The sequence below is a fragment of the Rhizobium sp. NPDC092011 genome (assembly GCF_044756305.1).
In the GTDB taxonomy this organism is placed as follows: domain Bacteria; phylum Pseudomonadota; class Alphaproteobacteria; order Rhizobiales; family Rhizobiaceae; genus Rhizobium.
Genome location: NZ_JBIVSO010000002.1, coordinates 250,024 through 265,040, shown reverse-complemented (window position 1 = coordinate 265,040; position 15,017 = coordinate 250,024). Strand labels below are relative to the sequence as shown.

Here is a 15,017-nt window from a genome sequence, read left to right as displayed (position 1 = left end):
ACAACACCTGTCTTTTCAGTGCGACACGGACTTTGAAAAGAGGTTGACGACCAAGACGCCGATGATGATCAGCGCCAAGCCAATGATGGCGGCAAGATCGAGCTTCTGTCGGAAAAACACCAGCCCGACCACCGAAATCAGCACGATGCCGAGGGCACTCCAGATGGCATAGGCTATGCCGACCGGGATGACCCGCAACGTTACCGAAAGGCAATAGAAGGCAGCGGCATAGCAGACCACCAGCACGACCGTTGGGCCGAGACGCGTGAACTGCTGCGACATCTGCAACGCCGTCGTGCCGATCACTTCGAGCACGATCGCAACCATCAGCATTGCATAGACCGATGCGTTCGCCATTCCATTTTCTCCGATAATGTTAGAGCTGCGTCAGCTCAATCAGCCGCCCGATAAGTCTTTCACGCGCGCCTTCGTCCATGTCGTGGCTGCCGAGCAGGTCTGCGAGCCAGATCCCATCGGTCGCCAGCCTCACGATTGCCGCATCCACCGAGGAATCCGTACCCACATATTCCTCGCTGCGCTCGCGCACCCAGTCGCGCCAGCGCTGCCGCAATTGCGGTTCGCTGAGCAGCACCATGGTCACTTGCGCCCAGTCCTTCGTTCCCTGCGGCTGATCCCGCAACGCCAGGCAAGCGTGCAGATAACCACGGGTGAAGCGGCCATGCGGCATCGGATCAGCACGCATTGCCTCCTCGATCGCGGCATCAAGCCGTCCCAGCAAACTCTCGAACAGTGCTTCGAGAAGCATGTTCTTGCTGGGGAAGTGATGCAGCAAGCCACCCTTGCTGACACCGGAGGCGCCGGAAACGGCATCCAGCGTCACCGCAGTCATCCCCTTTTCGGAAGCAAGCCGCGCCGCCACGTCAAGCAATTGCTGGCGGACGAACAAGGGTTGCTTCTTCCTATGGTGCGCAGTGGACATGACGGCATAACATACCAGTTGGACGGTTTCGTCAATGATCTGATTGATTGCTTCTAAGCCCTATTGATTTTGATTGATCCTCGTATCGCTCTCTCCTCAGTTGACGGAATGATGCGCGGCATCGCCCGCATCGAAAATGCTTACCTTCGTCGCCTCGACGGCAAAGGCGATCGGCGAACCTGTCGTGATGCTCGTCATGCCGGGATCGGTGCCGATGATCTTCGAACCGTCCCTCAGTCTGACATGGACGAGCGAGCGGTCGCCCAGGCGTTCCACCGTCTCCACCTGCCCGGCGATATCGCCCCTCTCGGCGGTGGTGACGACAAGATGCTCGGGCCGAATGCCGAGCGTCAGCCCCGAATTCTCCAGGCGGTTTAATGCCACAGCCGTGTTGATGACCGATCCATCCGGCAAGGTGGCGGTCGCCAGACCACCCGCCTCGCCAAGGCCGGCGATACTGATGAAATTCATGCCCGGCGAGCCGACGAACTGAGCAACGTAGCGCGTCGCGGGGCGCGTGTAGATCTCGACGGGCGAAGCCACCTGCTCGATCTTCTTGTTGTTCAGCAGCACGATGCGGTCTGCAAGCGTCATTGCTTCCACCTGGTCATGGGTGACGAATACCATCGTCGCACCCAGGCGCTCATGCAACTGTGCCAACTCGACGCGTGTTCGTGTGCGCAGGCCCGCATCGAGATTGGAGAGCGGCTCGTCGAAGAGGAAGACGTCGGGCTCGCGTACGATGGCACGGCCGATCGCGACACGCTGGCGCTGGCCACCCGATAGAGCCGAGGGCTTCCGATCCAGAAGATGCGGCATTTCGAGGATTTTTGCCGCCTCCTCGATGCGCCGATCGATCTCGGCTCTCGGCGTCTTGATGTTGCGCAGACCGAAGGACATGTTGTCGCGAACGGTCATATGCGGATAGAGCGCGTATGACTGGAAGACCATCGACACGCCGCGTTCGCCGGGCGGTAATTGATCGACACGCCGTCCGCCGATCCAGATTTCGCCGCTGGTGATCGAGTCCAGACCCGCAATCATCCGCAGCAATGTCGACTTGCCGCAACCGGACCCGCCGAGAAAGACGACGAATTCGCCGCGCTCGATCGTCAGATCGATATCGTTGAGAACCTGCACAGCCCCGAAATGTTTGGTGAGGGACTTGATATTGATTCCTGCCACTTGCTCCTCCTGCGGAAAATTCGAACTTCGAAAGAACTGCCATTCTTCAAACCCGGCCTCCCGGCTCGTCGCCGATCAGACCGAGCTTCCGCATAAGTTTATTTGACGGCACCTGCAGCCACACCGCGCGTCAGCGTGCGTTGGAAAATCAGGAAAAAGATCACCGTCGGCAAGATGCCGAGCAGCGAGGCCGCGGCAATCGCGGTTGGTTCCTGCGTATTGGATCCCGACAGCACGCCCATGGCCACCGAGATGGTCTGGTTGTTGTTGGAAACCAGGAACACGAGCGGGATCAGGAACTCGTTCCAGGTCCAGATGAAGAAGAAGGTCGCCAGCACCGCAAGCGTTGGCCGCAGCACAGGCACGATCACGAGCCAGAGAATCTGCCAGCGCGTCGCATTGTCGATTTGCGCGGCCTCGATGATCTCGCGTGGAAACGTCGCCAAGACCGATGAGAGCAGATAAGTGCCGAAAGCAGTGTGAAGCACGCCGAGAATGATGATGACCGACAGCATCGAGTCGAACAGGCCCACCTGCTTGGCCATATAGTAGAGCGGATAAACCAGCGCCTCCTGCGGCGCCATGATCGCAATCAGCAGGATCACCAGCAGCGCCTGGCCACCACGCACACGTCCAATGCCGATAGCATAGGCATTGAGCAGGCTGAGCACCACCGCCAGAACGGCCGTGCATGCGCTGATCAAGATGCTGTTGAAGAGCTTCCGGGGGAAATCCACCGTTGTCCAGAAGTTCTTCAACGCGGTGAGATCGAAACTCCGCGGGAAAGCGAGCGGACCGTTTGCCGCATAATCCGCCGCCGTCTTGATGGCATTGAAAGCCGCCAGAAAGAATGGGAAAAGCGTTGCGGCCAGGAAGACGAGCAGGATTGCCAGAACCACCCAGCGACCAAACCCCTTCTTCCGGCGATGATCCGCCGACAGGATCGGAGCGGAAAGCGAAGACGTCGCAGCCATATCAATGTCCCCCCGCGGATTGCTTCGATTGCATGCGCATGAAAAGGACGCCGAGCACGATGGTCATGACTGTTTGTAGCGTCGCGATCGCTGCGGCGTAGCCGACGCGATTGGTCGTGAAGAAGTGATAGTAGGACAGGTAGGACGGTACCGTCGTCGCGTTGTCCGGTCCGCCTGATGTCAGAACGTAGATCGGCGCGAACACCTTCAGAGCCGCAATCAGCGTCGTCAAAGCGACCACGAAGATTTCAGGCATCAGCATCGGAATTGTAATGGAGCGAAAGCGGCCGAACCAGCTCGCATTGTCGAGTTCGGCAGCCTCGTAGAGCGACGGATCTACGCGCGCCAGCCCGGACATGAACACGACGAGACAATAGCCGACCTGCACCCAGACAATGACGGCGGAAACCGCCAGCAGCGCATAACTCGCATCGCCCAGCCAGTTCTTCGCCATGAAATCGAGACCGAGCGCCCGCAACACGGCGTTGATGATGCCGAAGGGATTGAGGATCCATGTCCAGAGGACGCCCACCGTGGTCAGCGGCAGAATCTGCGGCAGATAGAAACCGGCGCGAAAGAAGCTCGACCAGGTCTCGTTGAATTGGGCAGCGATGTAGTCGAAGAGCACTGCAGCCAATACCAGCCCGAGAAGGATGGGTACGATCGTCATCGAAATGATGAACAACAACGTGTGCTGCATCGACCCCCAAAACACGGAATCCTGAAGCAGCCGCTGATAGTTTTCGAAGCCGACATAACGCGGCGAAATGTTGCCGCCCTTCCATGTCGTGAAGCTGATGGCCAAATTGGCAATCAGCGGAATGAGAACCACCAGCGCAAATCCCAGCATACCGGGGATGATATAGAGATAGTACCCCGCCTTACCTTCGCTGCCTGCCTTCACCATCGAATTCCTCCCTCCGATACGGCGAGGCGGCATCGAGCCGTCCCGCCGTTGTGATTGTCGCCGATGAGTTACTGGGCCGCTTGGGCGTCGTCGTAAGGCTTCTTTACACGCTCGATGAACTGCTCGGGCGTGGTCGAGCCGGTCACCAGGCCGGTAGTCGCCTGGATCAGCAGCTCGTAATAGCCGGGCACCGGCCAATCCGGGTAAAGACCGAGACCGCCCTTGCCGGAAATATTGCTGAAGAGCTCGACATTGCGCTTGCCGAGTTCGTCTTTGATCGCAGCCGGATCGGCGGCAATGGCGACACCGCCAAGATTGGCCTGCTCGTTCTGGTTTTCCTTGCCGAGCACGAGATCGATGAACTCATAGGCGAGATCCTTGTTCTTGGAGCCCTTCGGCACCACGAACAGGTTTCCGGTCGAGCCGACGGTGTATTTTGGCGTCGGGAAGAGGAACTGGCTCCATTTGAAGTTTTTGATCGAGCCGGCGAAATTGCCGTTGTTCCAGGTGCCGCTGATAAACATCGGCGCCTTGCCGGATGAGAAGAGGTTGTCAGCACCGCCTGTGCCCTTCAGGCCGGTCGAATCCTTGGAGATGTAACCCTTGCCCACCCAGTCGACGATCTTCTTCGCGGCGAAGAGAAAGGGCTTGGTATCTAGCGGTGCCTTGAGGCCCTGATAGTTGTTGACCCAGGTATCGTCGGCCTGTGTCAGCGCCAGCGTATAGAGCAGATGCTGTCCGTTCGAATCCACCGTCCCCAGGGAAAGCGGCGTGATGCCCTTCTGCTTGAATGTATCGAGCGCGGCTTCGAATTCATCCAGCGTCGTCGGCACCTTCACGCCGTTCGCCTGGAACATGTCGATATTGTAGAAAACGGAGACAAATTCCGCATAGGCCGGAATGCCGATAATCGGACCCGACCCATAGGTGCCGTTGGCATCGTACTTGCTCAGTTGCATGCTGTTGTCGTTCAGGATCTTGTCCCAGCCACGCGACTTGAATTGATCGTCGAGCGGCGTCAGCAGCCCCTGTGACGCAACGAGACCGGCTGTGGCATTGCCCTTGTTGTATTCGAGCACGTCCGGAGCCTGATCCGAATTGAGAATAAGGCTGCCGGCCTTCTGCAATTGCTCGAAAGTCTTCAGCTCGAAATTGACGGTGACATCAGGATGCTTGGCCTTCAGCTCGTCGAGAGCTTTCGTCCACGCCTTGGATTGAGGCGTGTCGGGCAGCTCGAACCACCAGATATTGAATGTCTTGCTCTGGGCTTGCGCCACGCCGGCAGCCAGCAGGAGCGACATGCCGGCTGTGATCGCCAGCTTCGAAAAAATATTCATATATTCTCCTCCACCTGCGAACCGTGACGGTTTCGAACCGACGACATGGCCCGCGCTGCCGTCGGCTTCTCCCTCATTGCTACCGGGGGCATTCGCCCGTCTCTCGGGACGATCAGCGAATGCTCGGCAGCTCCTCCATTTGGTTGCCCGTCTCGCGCAGAGCGTTGGCCACTCCACGCCTTTGATTAACGCACAACTTGCCTCCTAAATCGATGCAGATTCGCAAATACGCGCATTACTCGACGTATTCGCCGCCCCGGCTTCTCTTGAGATAGTTCAGGCCGTGAACCTGACCAGTCATCTCGAGCCCATCGCGATAAACCGGATCGTGCCAACCCTCGATGTCGATCGAGCCGGTCCAGCCGGCAAGGCGCAGCTCGGAGATGATGTCGGTCCAGTTGCTGTCGCCGAAGCCCGGCGTGCGCATGAAGACGAACTTCTCCTTGCCGAAAATGCCGTGTTCCTTGATGACGTCCCAACGGATCGTCGCGTCCTTGCCGTGAACGTGGAAAATCCTGCTTGCCCATTTGCGGATCTGCGGCAGCGGCTCGATCAGATAGACCATCTGATGGCATGGTTCCCATTCCAGACCGATATTGTCGTCCGGGGTCTCGTTGAACATCAGTTCCCAGGCATCGGGGTTATGGGCGATGTTCCAGTCGCCGGTCGCCCAGTTGCCGTCCATGGCGCAATTTTCGAAGGCGATCTTAATACCCTTGTCGGCAGCACGCTTGGCAAGCTCGCTCCAAACCTGCTTGTAGCGCGGCAGGCTGTCGGTGAGCGGCATGTTGCGGATGCGGCCGGTAAAGCCGGCAACGCAAGTGGCGCCAAAATGATGGGCATTGTCTATGCAGTCTTTCCATCCCTGCAGTGTCTGCAGGTCCATCTCGCGCTCTTCGAGCGGATTGCCGAACATGCCGAGGGTTGAGATGGTGATATCGCGATCGCCAATGGCGTCGCGGCAACGTTTGCCGAGATCCGCCAGATTTTGGCCGTTTGTGGTCTGCCAGAAGAAGGGCTCGAAGCTTTCGAAGCCGAGATCGGCGATCTTGGCGATATTCTCTGCGGCATCCTCGTTCGTCGCCCTGATCATCGTGCCGATGCGGATGGCCTTTGCCGGATTGGTCATAATCTCACTATCCTTGTGCTGAAATATCGACGCGGCGACCCGTCTTGGCGCTCTCGATGGCGCCCAAAACCATGGCCAGGCTGCGAATATTGTCACCGCTTGCCGTCTCAGGCGCTTTACCGGTCCTGATCGCTTCGATGAAGGAGGCGATGACGCTGGCATGGCCGTGCGTCTCTTCCTCGTGCTTTGGTCCGGGAACTTCGATCGGCTTGAAGCCGTGCAGCAGGCCAGGCTCGTTTCCGGCGATGCTGGCTTCGAAATTCTCTTCGCCGTCCCAGGTGAGCATGCCCTTGCTGCCAGTCAGCCGCCACTGACTTTCCCAGCTCGTGCGTCGGCCCTCGGCGCACCAGGAGCCACGATAGCTGAAGACGACATCATCGGAAAAATCGAAGAGCGCATGGGCTGATGCGCCATGCTTGTACCAGGACCCCGCAGGGTTCTTTTCCATGCAGTAAACGGAAAGCGGCACCTTGCCGGAGACGAAGCGGGCCGCGTCGAAGGTATGGATCGCCATGTCGAGCAGCAGCACATTGTCCATCTCCTCGCGGAAGCCGCCGAAATGCGGGCCAAGGAAGAAATCGCAATGGATGCCCGTAAGTTCACCGATCGCGCCCTCCTCCACAAGTCGGCGCAGGCGACGGATGCCGGAAATGTATCGGCGGTTCTGGATGATGGCGTGAACCTTGCCAGCCTTGGCAGCAAGATCGATCAGAGCGGCGCCTTCTGCGAGCGAGGTCGCCATCGGCTTTTCGCTGAGCACGTGACAGCCAGCTTTCAGGGCCGTCGAAACCACATTGAAGCGTGCCGCCGGGATGACGACGTCAAAAACCAGATCGGCCTTCGTCGCCGCGATGACATCGCCGAGATCCGAGCCGATGACGGCATCTTCCAGCGAGAACTCTTTGGCGAGGTTTTCAGCGGTCGCCCGATTGAGATCGACCAGGCCGACGACCTGAATGGATTCGGCAAGCGCCGGCGTCGAGGCAATAGCCCGGAGCCAGCCTTTGGACATAGCTCCGCACCCGCACAAAATGGCATTAAATTTCACGATGTCCTCCAGCGGGCGTCGGTCAACCCCTCATGACACGCGCTCCGTAAACGTTTACGATACTAGGCGAAAAGATTTTCCTGTGTCAATAGAGGAGGACTACGGAAAATGGTGGATGGAGGAAAACCGCGGCCGATGAAGGGAATTCGCCAGCTTGCCGAGCATCTCGATATCTCGATCGGTACAGTATCACGCGCATTGAACGGCAAGCCGGATGTGAACGAGGAGACCCGCAAGCGCGTACTCGCCGCCGCCGAGCAGCTGGGCTATGTGGCCAATCAATCCGGACGCAGCCTGCGACAGGGTACGACGAACGTTATCGGGCTGATGATCCAATCTAGCCGGGAAACGGTCGAAAATAGCGACAACTTCTTCCTGACCGTGACGGGCGGACTGCAGAGCGTGTTCTCGCGACACAATCTCGATCTGATCATGCTCCCCTGCCCGCATGATGAAGACCCCTACGAATATCTGAAACGCATGGTGGCGAGGCGCATCGTCGATGCGCTGATCCTCTCCGAGACGCAGCGTGTCGATAAGCGCTTCGATCTGCTCGCCAAGGCCAAGATCCCCTTTGCCGCGCTCGGCCGCAGCCTCTCGGGCACGCAACATCCCTGGGCCGACCTGGATTTTGACAGCGTTGCCAACAGCGCAGTCGACCGGCTCGTCGCACACGGACATCGGCGCATCGCCATCAGCGTGCCCACCAGCGACATCAACCTCGGCTTCGTCTTTGCGGAAGGCTACCGCCGCGCCTTGCAGCGACATGGAATTCCATACGATCCGGCACTGGTCATTCGTGCCCAATCGAGCGAACAGGGCGGCTATCAAGTCGCAGATGAATTGCTTCGACTCGAAGATAGACCGACGGCCGTCATCCTGATCTACGAGCTAATGGCGATTGGCCTTTATCGGCGTGTTATGGAAGCCGGCATCATTCCCGGCCGAGATATCGCCGTTGTGGGTTTTCGCGAAGCGCCTCGGGCCAAATTTCTGCAACCGGCCCTGACCTGCTTTCGTACCTCATTGCACGATCTCGGCGTCGAACTCGCGGAAATCCTGCTCTCGGGCATGCCCGCCTATAGCCATTTCTACCCCGATACGAACCGTCAGGCGACATGGCCGCTCGAGCTCGTTCCCGGCGAAAGCGATGCATTTTACCTGCCATCCGCCAAATAAGGCAGCGCCGAAACGCCGCAGTGGCCACGTGGATGGTTGCAGCACCGTCTGTCAATTGCCATGTAGGGCAATGCAAACGGGGACCGGGGCTTGAGCGAAGAAACCATCACACTTTACGACGCCATCGGCGGCGATCGGACAGTACGCGTATTGACCGCCCGCTTCTATGAGCTGATGGACACGCTGCCGGAAGCCGCTAATTGCCGCGCGGTGCATCCGCCGAGCCTCGAAGGCTCGCAGGAGAAATTCTACGAATATCTGACGGGCTATCTCGGCGGGCCGCCCCTCTATGTCGAAAAGCGCGGCCATCCGCGTCTGCGCAGTCGCCACTTCGTCGCTGCCATTGGCCCGAAAGAGCGCGATGAGTGGCTGCTTTGCTTCCGCCGCGCCATGGACGAAACCATCGAGAACGAAAAACTGCGAGCCATTATCTGGGAGCCGGTCGAGCGCCTGGCCTTTCACATGCAGAACAAGGAATGAGGAAAATGAGTGTTGGCGCCATAATCCGTCCGGCCACCCTGTTTATCGCCGGCATCCTTGGTGGAGGTGGGGTCGCACTTGCCGCCGCCGCCACCCACGGCGGCGACACGCATTTTCTTGGCGCGGCTTCGACCATGAGCCTGGCACACGCCCCTGCCCTGCTGGCGCTCTACGCCGGCTACGACCGCATCCGCACAGCGCCGATCGCGGCGGTCCTGCTGGGATTGGGAACGCTGATCTTCGCCGGCGATCTCGTCGTCAGACATTTTGGCGGAAACTCGCTGTTTCCGATGGCTGCGCCGACGGGCGGAATGGGCATGATTGCAGGCTGGGCTGTAATAGCAATCGGCGCGTTCTTTGGAATGCGGGACGCTAAAGCATAAAACGAAACAGCCCTGAGGATTCCGGGAAAATCCTAGAGTATGTCGCGCAAAGGTGTGCAGCGGTTTTGCGGCTACGATATGCGGGAAATCAAAGAGCTAAAGCGTGAAGCGAATCTGAAAGATCGCGACGCGCTTTAGTCAAACTCCCGCAACGACGCTGAAGCCTTCGAACTGCGGCGGCCCCCAATAGAGCCGCTTATTGTCGGCGGCATTGCGGTGCGCGACGCGAAAATGCTCGGATTTCGTCCAGTTGATGAAGTCGTCTTCGCTGCGCCAGCTCGTGTGCGAGGAAAATACCGTATGGCCTTCCTCCACATTCGATTTGCCACGCAAGAGGCGGAACTCAAGGAAACCCGGCACTTCGGACAGCCGGGAATCGCGCCCTCTCCAGACCTCTTCGAATTCGCCCTCCAAACCGATGACGACTTTGAAGCGGTTCATGGCGATAAACATGGCAACCTCGTTCGACGATCAGACCTTCTTGCGACGCGCGATAATGTTATCCACGTCCGGGGCAAAGGCAATGACATTTGCGCCATCGTGTGCCGTCTCATCCAAGCTGCGATCTGCCATCTCGCCCGGACGCCGAGCCTTCCAGGTTGGAAAGGTCGTCACGTTCGGGACGCGCTTCTGCTCCTCGGCGCGGCGCATCAGCAATTCATAAAGCTCCGGCACCAGGCCGTCGCCATTCTGCGCAGCCATCTTGTGGAGGCCGATCAGCATAAACCCGTCAGGGCCATCATCGATCATTGGGAAACGTCTCGTTCTTTCATCGTCTGCAGCGCTCGTTCGAGGCTGGACTTGCTGCCGTTACGCAGCGGAATGAAGGTTTTGCCGAATTTCTTGCAGCCGGTTTTCACCCGCAGGCAGGCATCGTGGCTGATACAGTCGATCGGGCAGAAAACACAGTCGACCGAAGGCAACACCGTATCGATGCGCGAGACGGCTTCGCGCAGACCGCCATCGTGATGGATAAGCTCGGCGCCAAAGTTGCTGGCGATCTGGCGCAGATGCGCCACCTGGCAATCGCGACCGCCCACATAGAGAAAACTGCGCACGTCGAGACCGGACTTCGCCGGAGCTTGCGCCGGCGTCTGTGCCTGGCGGCCATCCCGGCCAGAATCCTTCTTCCCCTTACGCGCCATACATCACCCGTTTGCTGGTTGCTCTTGCGTGCTCGATTCCATCGAGCGCGAGGCGACCTTAGTAAACATGAGTTTTAGAGTAAAGTATAAAGTTGAGGATTTGCATCATATTTTATCTCACAGCTCGGTCGACCGGGTCATCGCCTGTAATCTGTATCCATCAACACAGTTCATTCGCTGCGATAGGGTCCTGAAACAGCTTGAATATTGGGCATTTCCACGCTGACCTAGCGCCGCGTCACCTGGACTTCCTGAGTGAACGACCAGCTTGGCTTGCCCCATTCCGGCGGCAAAGGCGGGAAAGGCGCTGCCCTGCGGATGCCGTCGGTAACCGCTTCGTCGAGCTCGGGAATACCAGAGCTTCGAGCAATCGACATTGAACTCAAACCACCATTGGCACCAATCGTAAGGCGGACACGCACCGTGATGCCCCCGTCATACTTCGACGAAACACGGACAGCTCTTCGAATACGAGCCTGAACTTTGCCTGGATAGTTGGCGACGGCGGCACTTCCCGCACCCGTCCGCTGAGCATTCGCCACGGAGTTGGTATCAGACTGTGCTGTCTCCGTACCCTCGGAGGAACCTCTCTTACTGCTCTCCTGGCTCTCGCCTTTCGATCCCGACTTTGCTTTCACGACCTTCGCGACCGGCTTCTTGACTTCCCGCGGCTTTTCCACGGGCTTCGGCTTGGCAACGGGCGTTACGACCTCAGGCATAGGCTGGACGGATTGTGCTTCGGCAACTTGGGTGTCGACAGGCTGGATAGGCTCCGCAGGCTGTATTACCGCCGTCTCGGCAGGCGCCTGCGTTGCCAAAATCTGCGGCTGCTCGGGCACGACGGTTTCGGGAGGTGCCTGCTCGACCGGCTGTACGGCTTCCGCCGTCTGTACCGGTTGAGCTTCGACTGCTTGCGGCTGCACGACATCAGGCTGCGGCTGCTGGGTCTCTTCCGGCGTGACTTCGGTCGGCTGGACCGTCTGCGGCTGAACCGCCTCCGCGGTCACCTGCTCGGGCTGCGGGCTTTCCTCACCGGCGGCCATTTGATCCGCGTCGGAATTGCCGATCATAATGACGCTGACCGTATCGCCCGCCTCCTCCTGCGCTTCCTCCGGCGTCGCAACGAAAGTCAGCAGCAAGAGACCGACGACGATCCCATGAAACAGGCAGGAACCAAGACCGGAGAAGAGAAGTGGCGCCTTGCGCCCAGCGGCCGTCGCCTGGAGCTTTTCCGGTAGCGCGTCCATCGGCAGCTGTTCCGCAGCCTCGATGGACGCCGACTCGGCGGGATGCTCCGGAAAGGAACTGATCTGCGTAAAGCGGCTGTAGTGCATCACCGTCTCGCCGGCCGGCGGACGTGGCACGCCTTCGAGACCAGTCAGTTCATGGCCCGGCAGCGCGCTCGGATAGTTGTCATTCAAGCCGCCATTAGAGCGGCGTTCGATGGAAACCTTGACCGAGCGCATTGCCATGGCCTTCAGCCTTCAAAAGGAACTGAGATCTGCGAGCGGGTGTTCAACGCGGCTTTACACTCGCCTGCCGCGGGGCCATCGCAGACGGGCGTATCGTTGATGATGATGCGGGAGACCGTCTCGCACTTGACGCCGGGCATATCGAATTGCCGCACCCGCTTCTTGCCGAGCGGAAGGTCGCGGAAATCAAGGACCGTGACCCGGTCGACGGCATTCTTGTCGTTGAAGAAGGCGAGCTCGAACGAGATCTTGTTGATCGGTGTCGCCATGTCGTTTTCGGCGACGAAGGTCATCATGCAGCCCTTCTGCGACGGCGCCAAGGCATTGAGCTCAACATTGAGTTTGTGCGCAGCCGTTGCCGGCGCCGCGCTCGCATCCTCGGCAAAGGCCGGAGCGAAGTTTGCCGCGGCAAACATCCCCGAAATCGCGAGCGTCAAGATCGTCTTCGTCAGCATCGGTCTGTCTCCTGAATATGCTTCCACACGCATCTTTCCGGTCGACTGCCCTGGCGTGTGTCGTCGAAATTTTTAAACTTGACTTTATCCGTATCCTATTGCGTCTTTATGAAACCATGAGTATGAGAGTCAAGATAAATTTGGCAGGACGGCAGTTCGGCCCCCGATGAATTTTCAGGCAAAACTAAGCAGGATGATTGCTGACAAGAACCCAACGCCGCCGACCCACAACACGGCGGCACCGCAGCTAAGAATCGTCGAGAGCACGGATATTTTCCGCGGCCAAAACGAAATCATGATCAAGCACGAAGGCGTCATCTACCGCATGAAGATTACGCGCCAAGGCAAGCTCATACTCAACAAATAGGCATGACAGATGACTGATACGACCCGCCCCACCCCTGCCGAAATCCGCGCCTTCCGCGCCGAGAACCCAAAGATGCGCGAGCGCGACATCGCTGCCCGCCTCAACATTTCCGAAGCAGCGCTGGTCGCAGCGGAAGTCGGCATTTCGGCCATCCGCATCGATGCAAGCGTCGAGCGCTTCCTCGAGCGGATCGCTTCGCTGGGCGAAATCATGGCCCTGTCGCGCAACGAGAGCGCCGTCCATGAGAAGATCGGCGTCTATGAAAACATGAAGTTCGGTGCGCAGGCTGCCATCGTTCTTGGTGAAAACATCGATCTGCGCATCTTTCCGAAGCGCTGGGTCCACGGCTTTGCCGTCACCAAGACGGACGGCGATCAGCAGAAGCTGAGCCTGCAGTTCTTTGACAAGGCGGGAGACGCCGTCCACAAGATCCATCTGCGTCCTGCCTCGAATGTCGAGGCCTATCACGCGATGGTCGCCGAACTGCGTATCGAAGACCAGTCGCAGGAATTCGTCGAGGACCGCTCCGGCTACGACAACGGTGCAACGGATGGCGATGTCAGCCGCGACGAGCTGCGTGACCATTGGAGCCGCATGACCGACACGCATGAATTCTTCGGCATGCTGAAGAAGCTGAAGATCGGCCGCCAGGATGCCATCCGCACCGTGGGCGACGACTATGCATGGAAGCTGGATGCCGGCGCTGTCGCCGAAATGATGTACGCTTCCGTGCGCGAGGGACTGCCGATCATGTGCTTCGTCGCTAACGAAGGCACCGTGCAGATCCATTCAGGCCCGATCGTCAACGTGCAGACCATGGGTCCGTGGATCAATGTCATGGATCCGACCTTCCACCTTCATCTTCGGCAGGACCAGATCGCCGAGACTTGGGCCGTACGCAAGCCGACCAAGGACGGACATGTCACCTCGCTCGAAGCCTACAATGCCAAGGGCGAGATGATCATTCAGTTCTTCGGCAAGCGGAAGGAAGGCTTCGACGAGCGTCCCGACTGGCGTGCCATCGTCGAAAATCTGACAAAGGCCGGCGCCAGCGTCGCTGCATGAGAAGTGGCAAATGACGATGTTTAAGAACCTCAAGCGCATCAGGGCGTGGGAAATCGCCCTGACCATGGCGGTCATGGCCTTGCCGCTCGTCCCGGCAAGCCCCATCGCGGGCTACGGCAGCCTCGTGCGGCATGCCCATGCCGCCGAAACGCCAAAGAAGCTCGACACCACGCGGCTGGTCTCCATCGGCGGCGATGTAACCGAGATCGTCTATGCGCTCGGCGAGGAGAAGCGGCTGATCGCCCGCGACTCCACAAGCCTCTATCCGAAGGAAGTCACCAAGCTTCCCGATGTCGGCTACATGCGCGCCCTGTCGCCGGAAGGCATCCTGGCCGTCAACCCGACGGCCATCATCGCGGTTGAGGGCTCCGGCCCGCCGGAGGCGCTGGCCGTGTTGCGCAATGCCAGCCTGCCGTTCGAAACCGTGCCGCAGACCTATGATCGCGATGGCATCCTGAAAAAGATAGAGGTCGTCGGTTCGCTGCTCGGCGTGCAGGAAAAGGCAAAGGCCCTGGAAGATAAGGTTGCCGCCGACCTCGATGCTGCGATCAACGATTCGGCCAAGCGCCCGGAGACCGAGCGCAAGCGCGTGCTCTTCGTGCTCAGCCTCCAGAACGGCAAGATCCTGGCGTCAGGAAGCAACACGGCTGCGGATGGCATCATCAAGCTCACGGGTGCGATCAATGCCATCAGCGGTTTCTCCGGCTACAAATCGGTAACGGACGAAGCGATCATCGAAGCCAAGCCTGACGTCATCCTCATTATGGATCGCGAAGGCCCGTTGTCGATGACGAACGAGGATCTGCTCAAGCAGCCGGCCATTTCCTTGACGCCGGCCGCCAGCCATAAAGCAATCATACGCATGGACGGCCTGCATCTGCTCGGGTTCGGCCCGCGCACGGCCAGCGCCATTCGCGAGCTGAATGCAGCGATCTACGGAGGCTGACGTGG

19 protein-coding genes are annotated in these 15,017 nt (G+C 59.0%); 6 read left to right on the top strand and 13 right to left on the bottom strand.

Annotated features, from left to right (window positions below; translation table 11 throughout):
• Positions 1-15 precede the first annotated feature (15 nt).
• The 8 genes from ACIQJ2_RS09705 to ACIQJ2_RS09670 all read right to left on the bottom strand — a co-directional run bounded on the left by ACIQJ2_RS09705 (position 16) and on the right by ACIQJ2_RS09670 (position 7,520).
• Entirely contained in the window at positions 16-357 is a 342-nt protein-coding gene (locus ACIQJ2_RS09705) for an SMR family transporter (protein WP_400669993.1), read from the bottom strand.
• Between the two features lie 19 nt (positions 358-376).
• A complete protein-coding gene (locus ACIQJ2_RS09700) occupies positions 377-940 on the bottom strand; it encodes a TetR/AcrR family transcriptional regulator (protein WP_400669990.1) in 564 nt (187 codons plus the stop codon).
• Positions 941-1,036: 96 nt separating this feature from the next.
• Positions 1,037-2,125: an ABC transporter ATP-binding protein gene (locus ACIQJ2_RS09695; protein ID WP_400669988.1), complete on the bottom strand. Its 1,089-nt coding sequence runs from the start codon at positions 2,123-2,125 to the stop codon at positions 1,037-1,039.
• 98 nt (positions 2,126-2,223) lie between these two features.
• The gene (locus tag ACIQJ2_RS09690) at positions 2,224-3,099 is read right to left on the bottom strand and encodes a carbohydrate ABC transporter permease (RefSeq protein WP_400669985.1); all 876 of its coding nucleotides are present in this window, start codon (positions 3,097-3,099) and stop codon (positions 2,224-2,226) included.
• Position 3,100: 1 nt separating this feature from the next.
• Positions 3,101-4,006, bottom strand: coding sequence for a carbohydrate ABC transporter permease (locus ACIQJ2_RS09685; protein ID WP_199142884.1), 906 nt, complete (start codon positions 4,004-4,006; stop codon positions 3,101-3,103).
• Between the two features lie 68 nt (positions 4,007-4,074).
• The gene (locus ACIQJ2_RS09680) at positions 4,075-5,343 is read right to left on the bottom strand and encodes an extracellular solute-binding protein (RefSeq protein WP_199142890.1); all 1,269 of its coding nucleotides are present in this window, start codon (positions 5,341-5,343) and stop codon (positions 4,075-4,077) included.
• 235 nt (positions 5,344-5,578) lie between these two features.
• Positions 5,579-6,472, bottom strand: coding sequence for a sugar phosphate isomerase/epimerase family protein (locus ACIQJ2_RS09675; RefSeq protein ID WP_400669981.1), 894 nt, complete (start codon positions 6,470-6,472; stop codon positions 5,579-5,581).
• Between the two features lie 7 nt (positions 6,473-6,479).
• Entirely contained in the window at positions 6,480-7,520 is a 1,041-nt protein-coding gene (locus ACIQJ2_RS09670) for a Gfo/Idh/MocA family protein (protein ID WP_400669978.1), read from the bottom strand.
• Positions 7,521-7,655: 135 nt separating this feature from the next.
• On the opposite strand from ACIQJ2_RS09670, the gene ACIQJ2_RS09665 reads away from it, so the two are divergent.
• From ACIQJ2_RS09665 to ACIQJ2_RS09655, 3 genes are all read left to right on the top strand, one after another.
• Positions 7,656-8,699 (top strand): substrate-binding domain-containing protein, encoded by a 1,044-nt coding sequence (locus ACIQJ2_RS09665; RefSeq protein WP_400669975.1) that lies wholly within the window; start codon positions 7,656-7,658, stop codon positions 8,697-8,699.
• 90 nt (positions 8,700-8,789) lie between these two features.
• The gene (locus tag ACIQJ2_RS09660; RefSeq protein WP_400669973.1) at positions 8,790-9,179 is read left to right on the top strand and encodes a group II truncated hemoglobin; all 390 of its coding nucleotides are present in this window, start codon (positions 8,790-8,792) and stop codon (positions 9,177-9,179) included.
• Positions 9,180-9,184: 5 nt separating this feature from the next.
• A complete protein-coding gene (locus ACIQJ2_RS09655) occupies positions 9,185-9,562 on the top strand; it encodes a DUF423 domain-containing protein (RefSeq protein ID WP_199142901.1) in 378 nt (125 codons plus the stop codon).
• Positions 9,563-9,700: 138 nt separating this feature from the next.
• Here the strand turns inward: ACIQJ2_RS09655 and ACIQJ2_RS09650 are convergent, their stop codons facing one another.
• The 5 genes from ACIQJ2_RS09650 to ACIQJ2_RS09630 form a co-directional block, all read right to left on the bottom strand.
• The gene (locus tag ACIQJ2_RS09650; protein ID WP_199142903.1) at positions 9,701-10,015 is read right to left on the bottom strand and encodes an antibiotic biosynthesis monooxygenase; all 315 of its coding nucleotides are present in this window, start codon (positions 10,013-10,015) and stop codon (positions 9,701-9,703) included.
• 18 nt (positions 10,016-10,033) lie between these two features.
• Complete coding sequence (locus ACIQJ2_RS09645; RefSeq protein ID WP_400669969.1) at positions 10,034-10,312, bottom strand: hypothetical protein; 279 nt, start codon at positions 10,310-10,312, stop codon at positions 10,034-10,036.
• Positions 10,309-10,707, bottom strand: a complete 399-nt coding sequence (locus tag ACIQJ2_RS09640; RefSeq protein WP_199095495.1) for a DUF2325 domain-containing protein — start codon at positions 10,705-10,707, stop codon at positions 10,309-10,311. Before ACIQJ2_RS09640 ends, ACIQJ2_RS09645 begins: the two co-directional genes overlap by 4 nt.
• Before the next feature lie 227 nt (positions 10,708-10,934).
• Positions 10,935-12,179 (bottom strand): TonB family protein, encoded by a 1,245-nt coding sequence (locus ACIQJ2_RS09635; RefSeq protein ID WP_400669966.1) that lies wholly within the window; start codon positions 12,177-12,179, stop codon positions 10,935-10,937.
• A gap of 5 nt (positions 12,180-12,184) precedes the next feature.
• Entirely contained in the window at positions 12,185-12,634 is a 450-nt protein-coding gene (locus ACIQJ2_RS09630; RefSeq protein WP_400669964.1) for a hypothetical protein, read from the bottom strand.
• Between the two features lie 193 nt (positions 12,635-12,827).
• On the opposite strand from ACIQJ2_RS09630, the gene hemP reads away from it, so the two are divergent.
• From hemP to ACIQJ2_RS09615, 3 genes are read left to right on the top strand one after another with little or no spacing between them, the layout of a single operon-like run.
• The gene (gene hemP, locus ACIQJ2_RS09625; protein WP_400669961.1) at positions 12,828-13,001 is read left to right on the top strand and encodes a hemin uptake protein HemP; all 174 of its coding nucleotides are present in this window, start codon (positions 12,828-12,830) and stop codon (positions 12,999-13,001) included.
• Between the two features lie 9 nt (positions 13,002-13,010).
• Positions 13,011-14,066: a hemin-degrading factor gene (locus tag ACIQJ2_RS09620; RefSeq protein ID WP_400669958.1), complete on the top strand. Its 1,056-nt coding sequence runs from the start codon at positions 13,011-13,013 to the stop codon at positions 14,064-14,066.
• Between the two features lie 10 nt (positions 14,067-14,076).
• Positions 14,077-15,012, top strand: coding sequence for a hemin ABC transporter substrate-binding protein (locus tag ACIQJ2_RS09615; protein ID WP_400669955.1), 936 nt, complete (start codon positions 14,077-14,079; stop codon positions 15,010-15,012).
• The last annotated feature ends 5 nt before the right edge of the window (positions 15,013-15,017 follow it).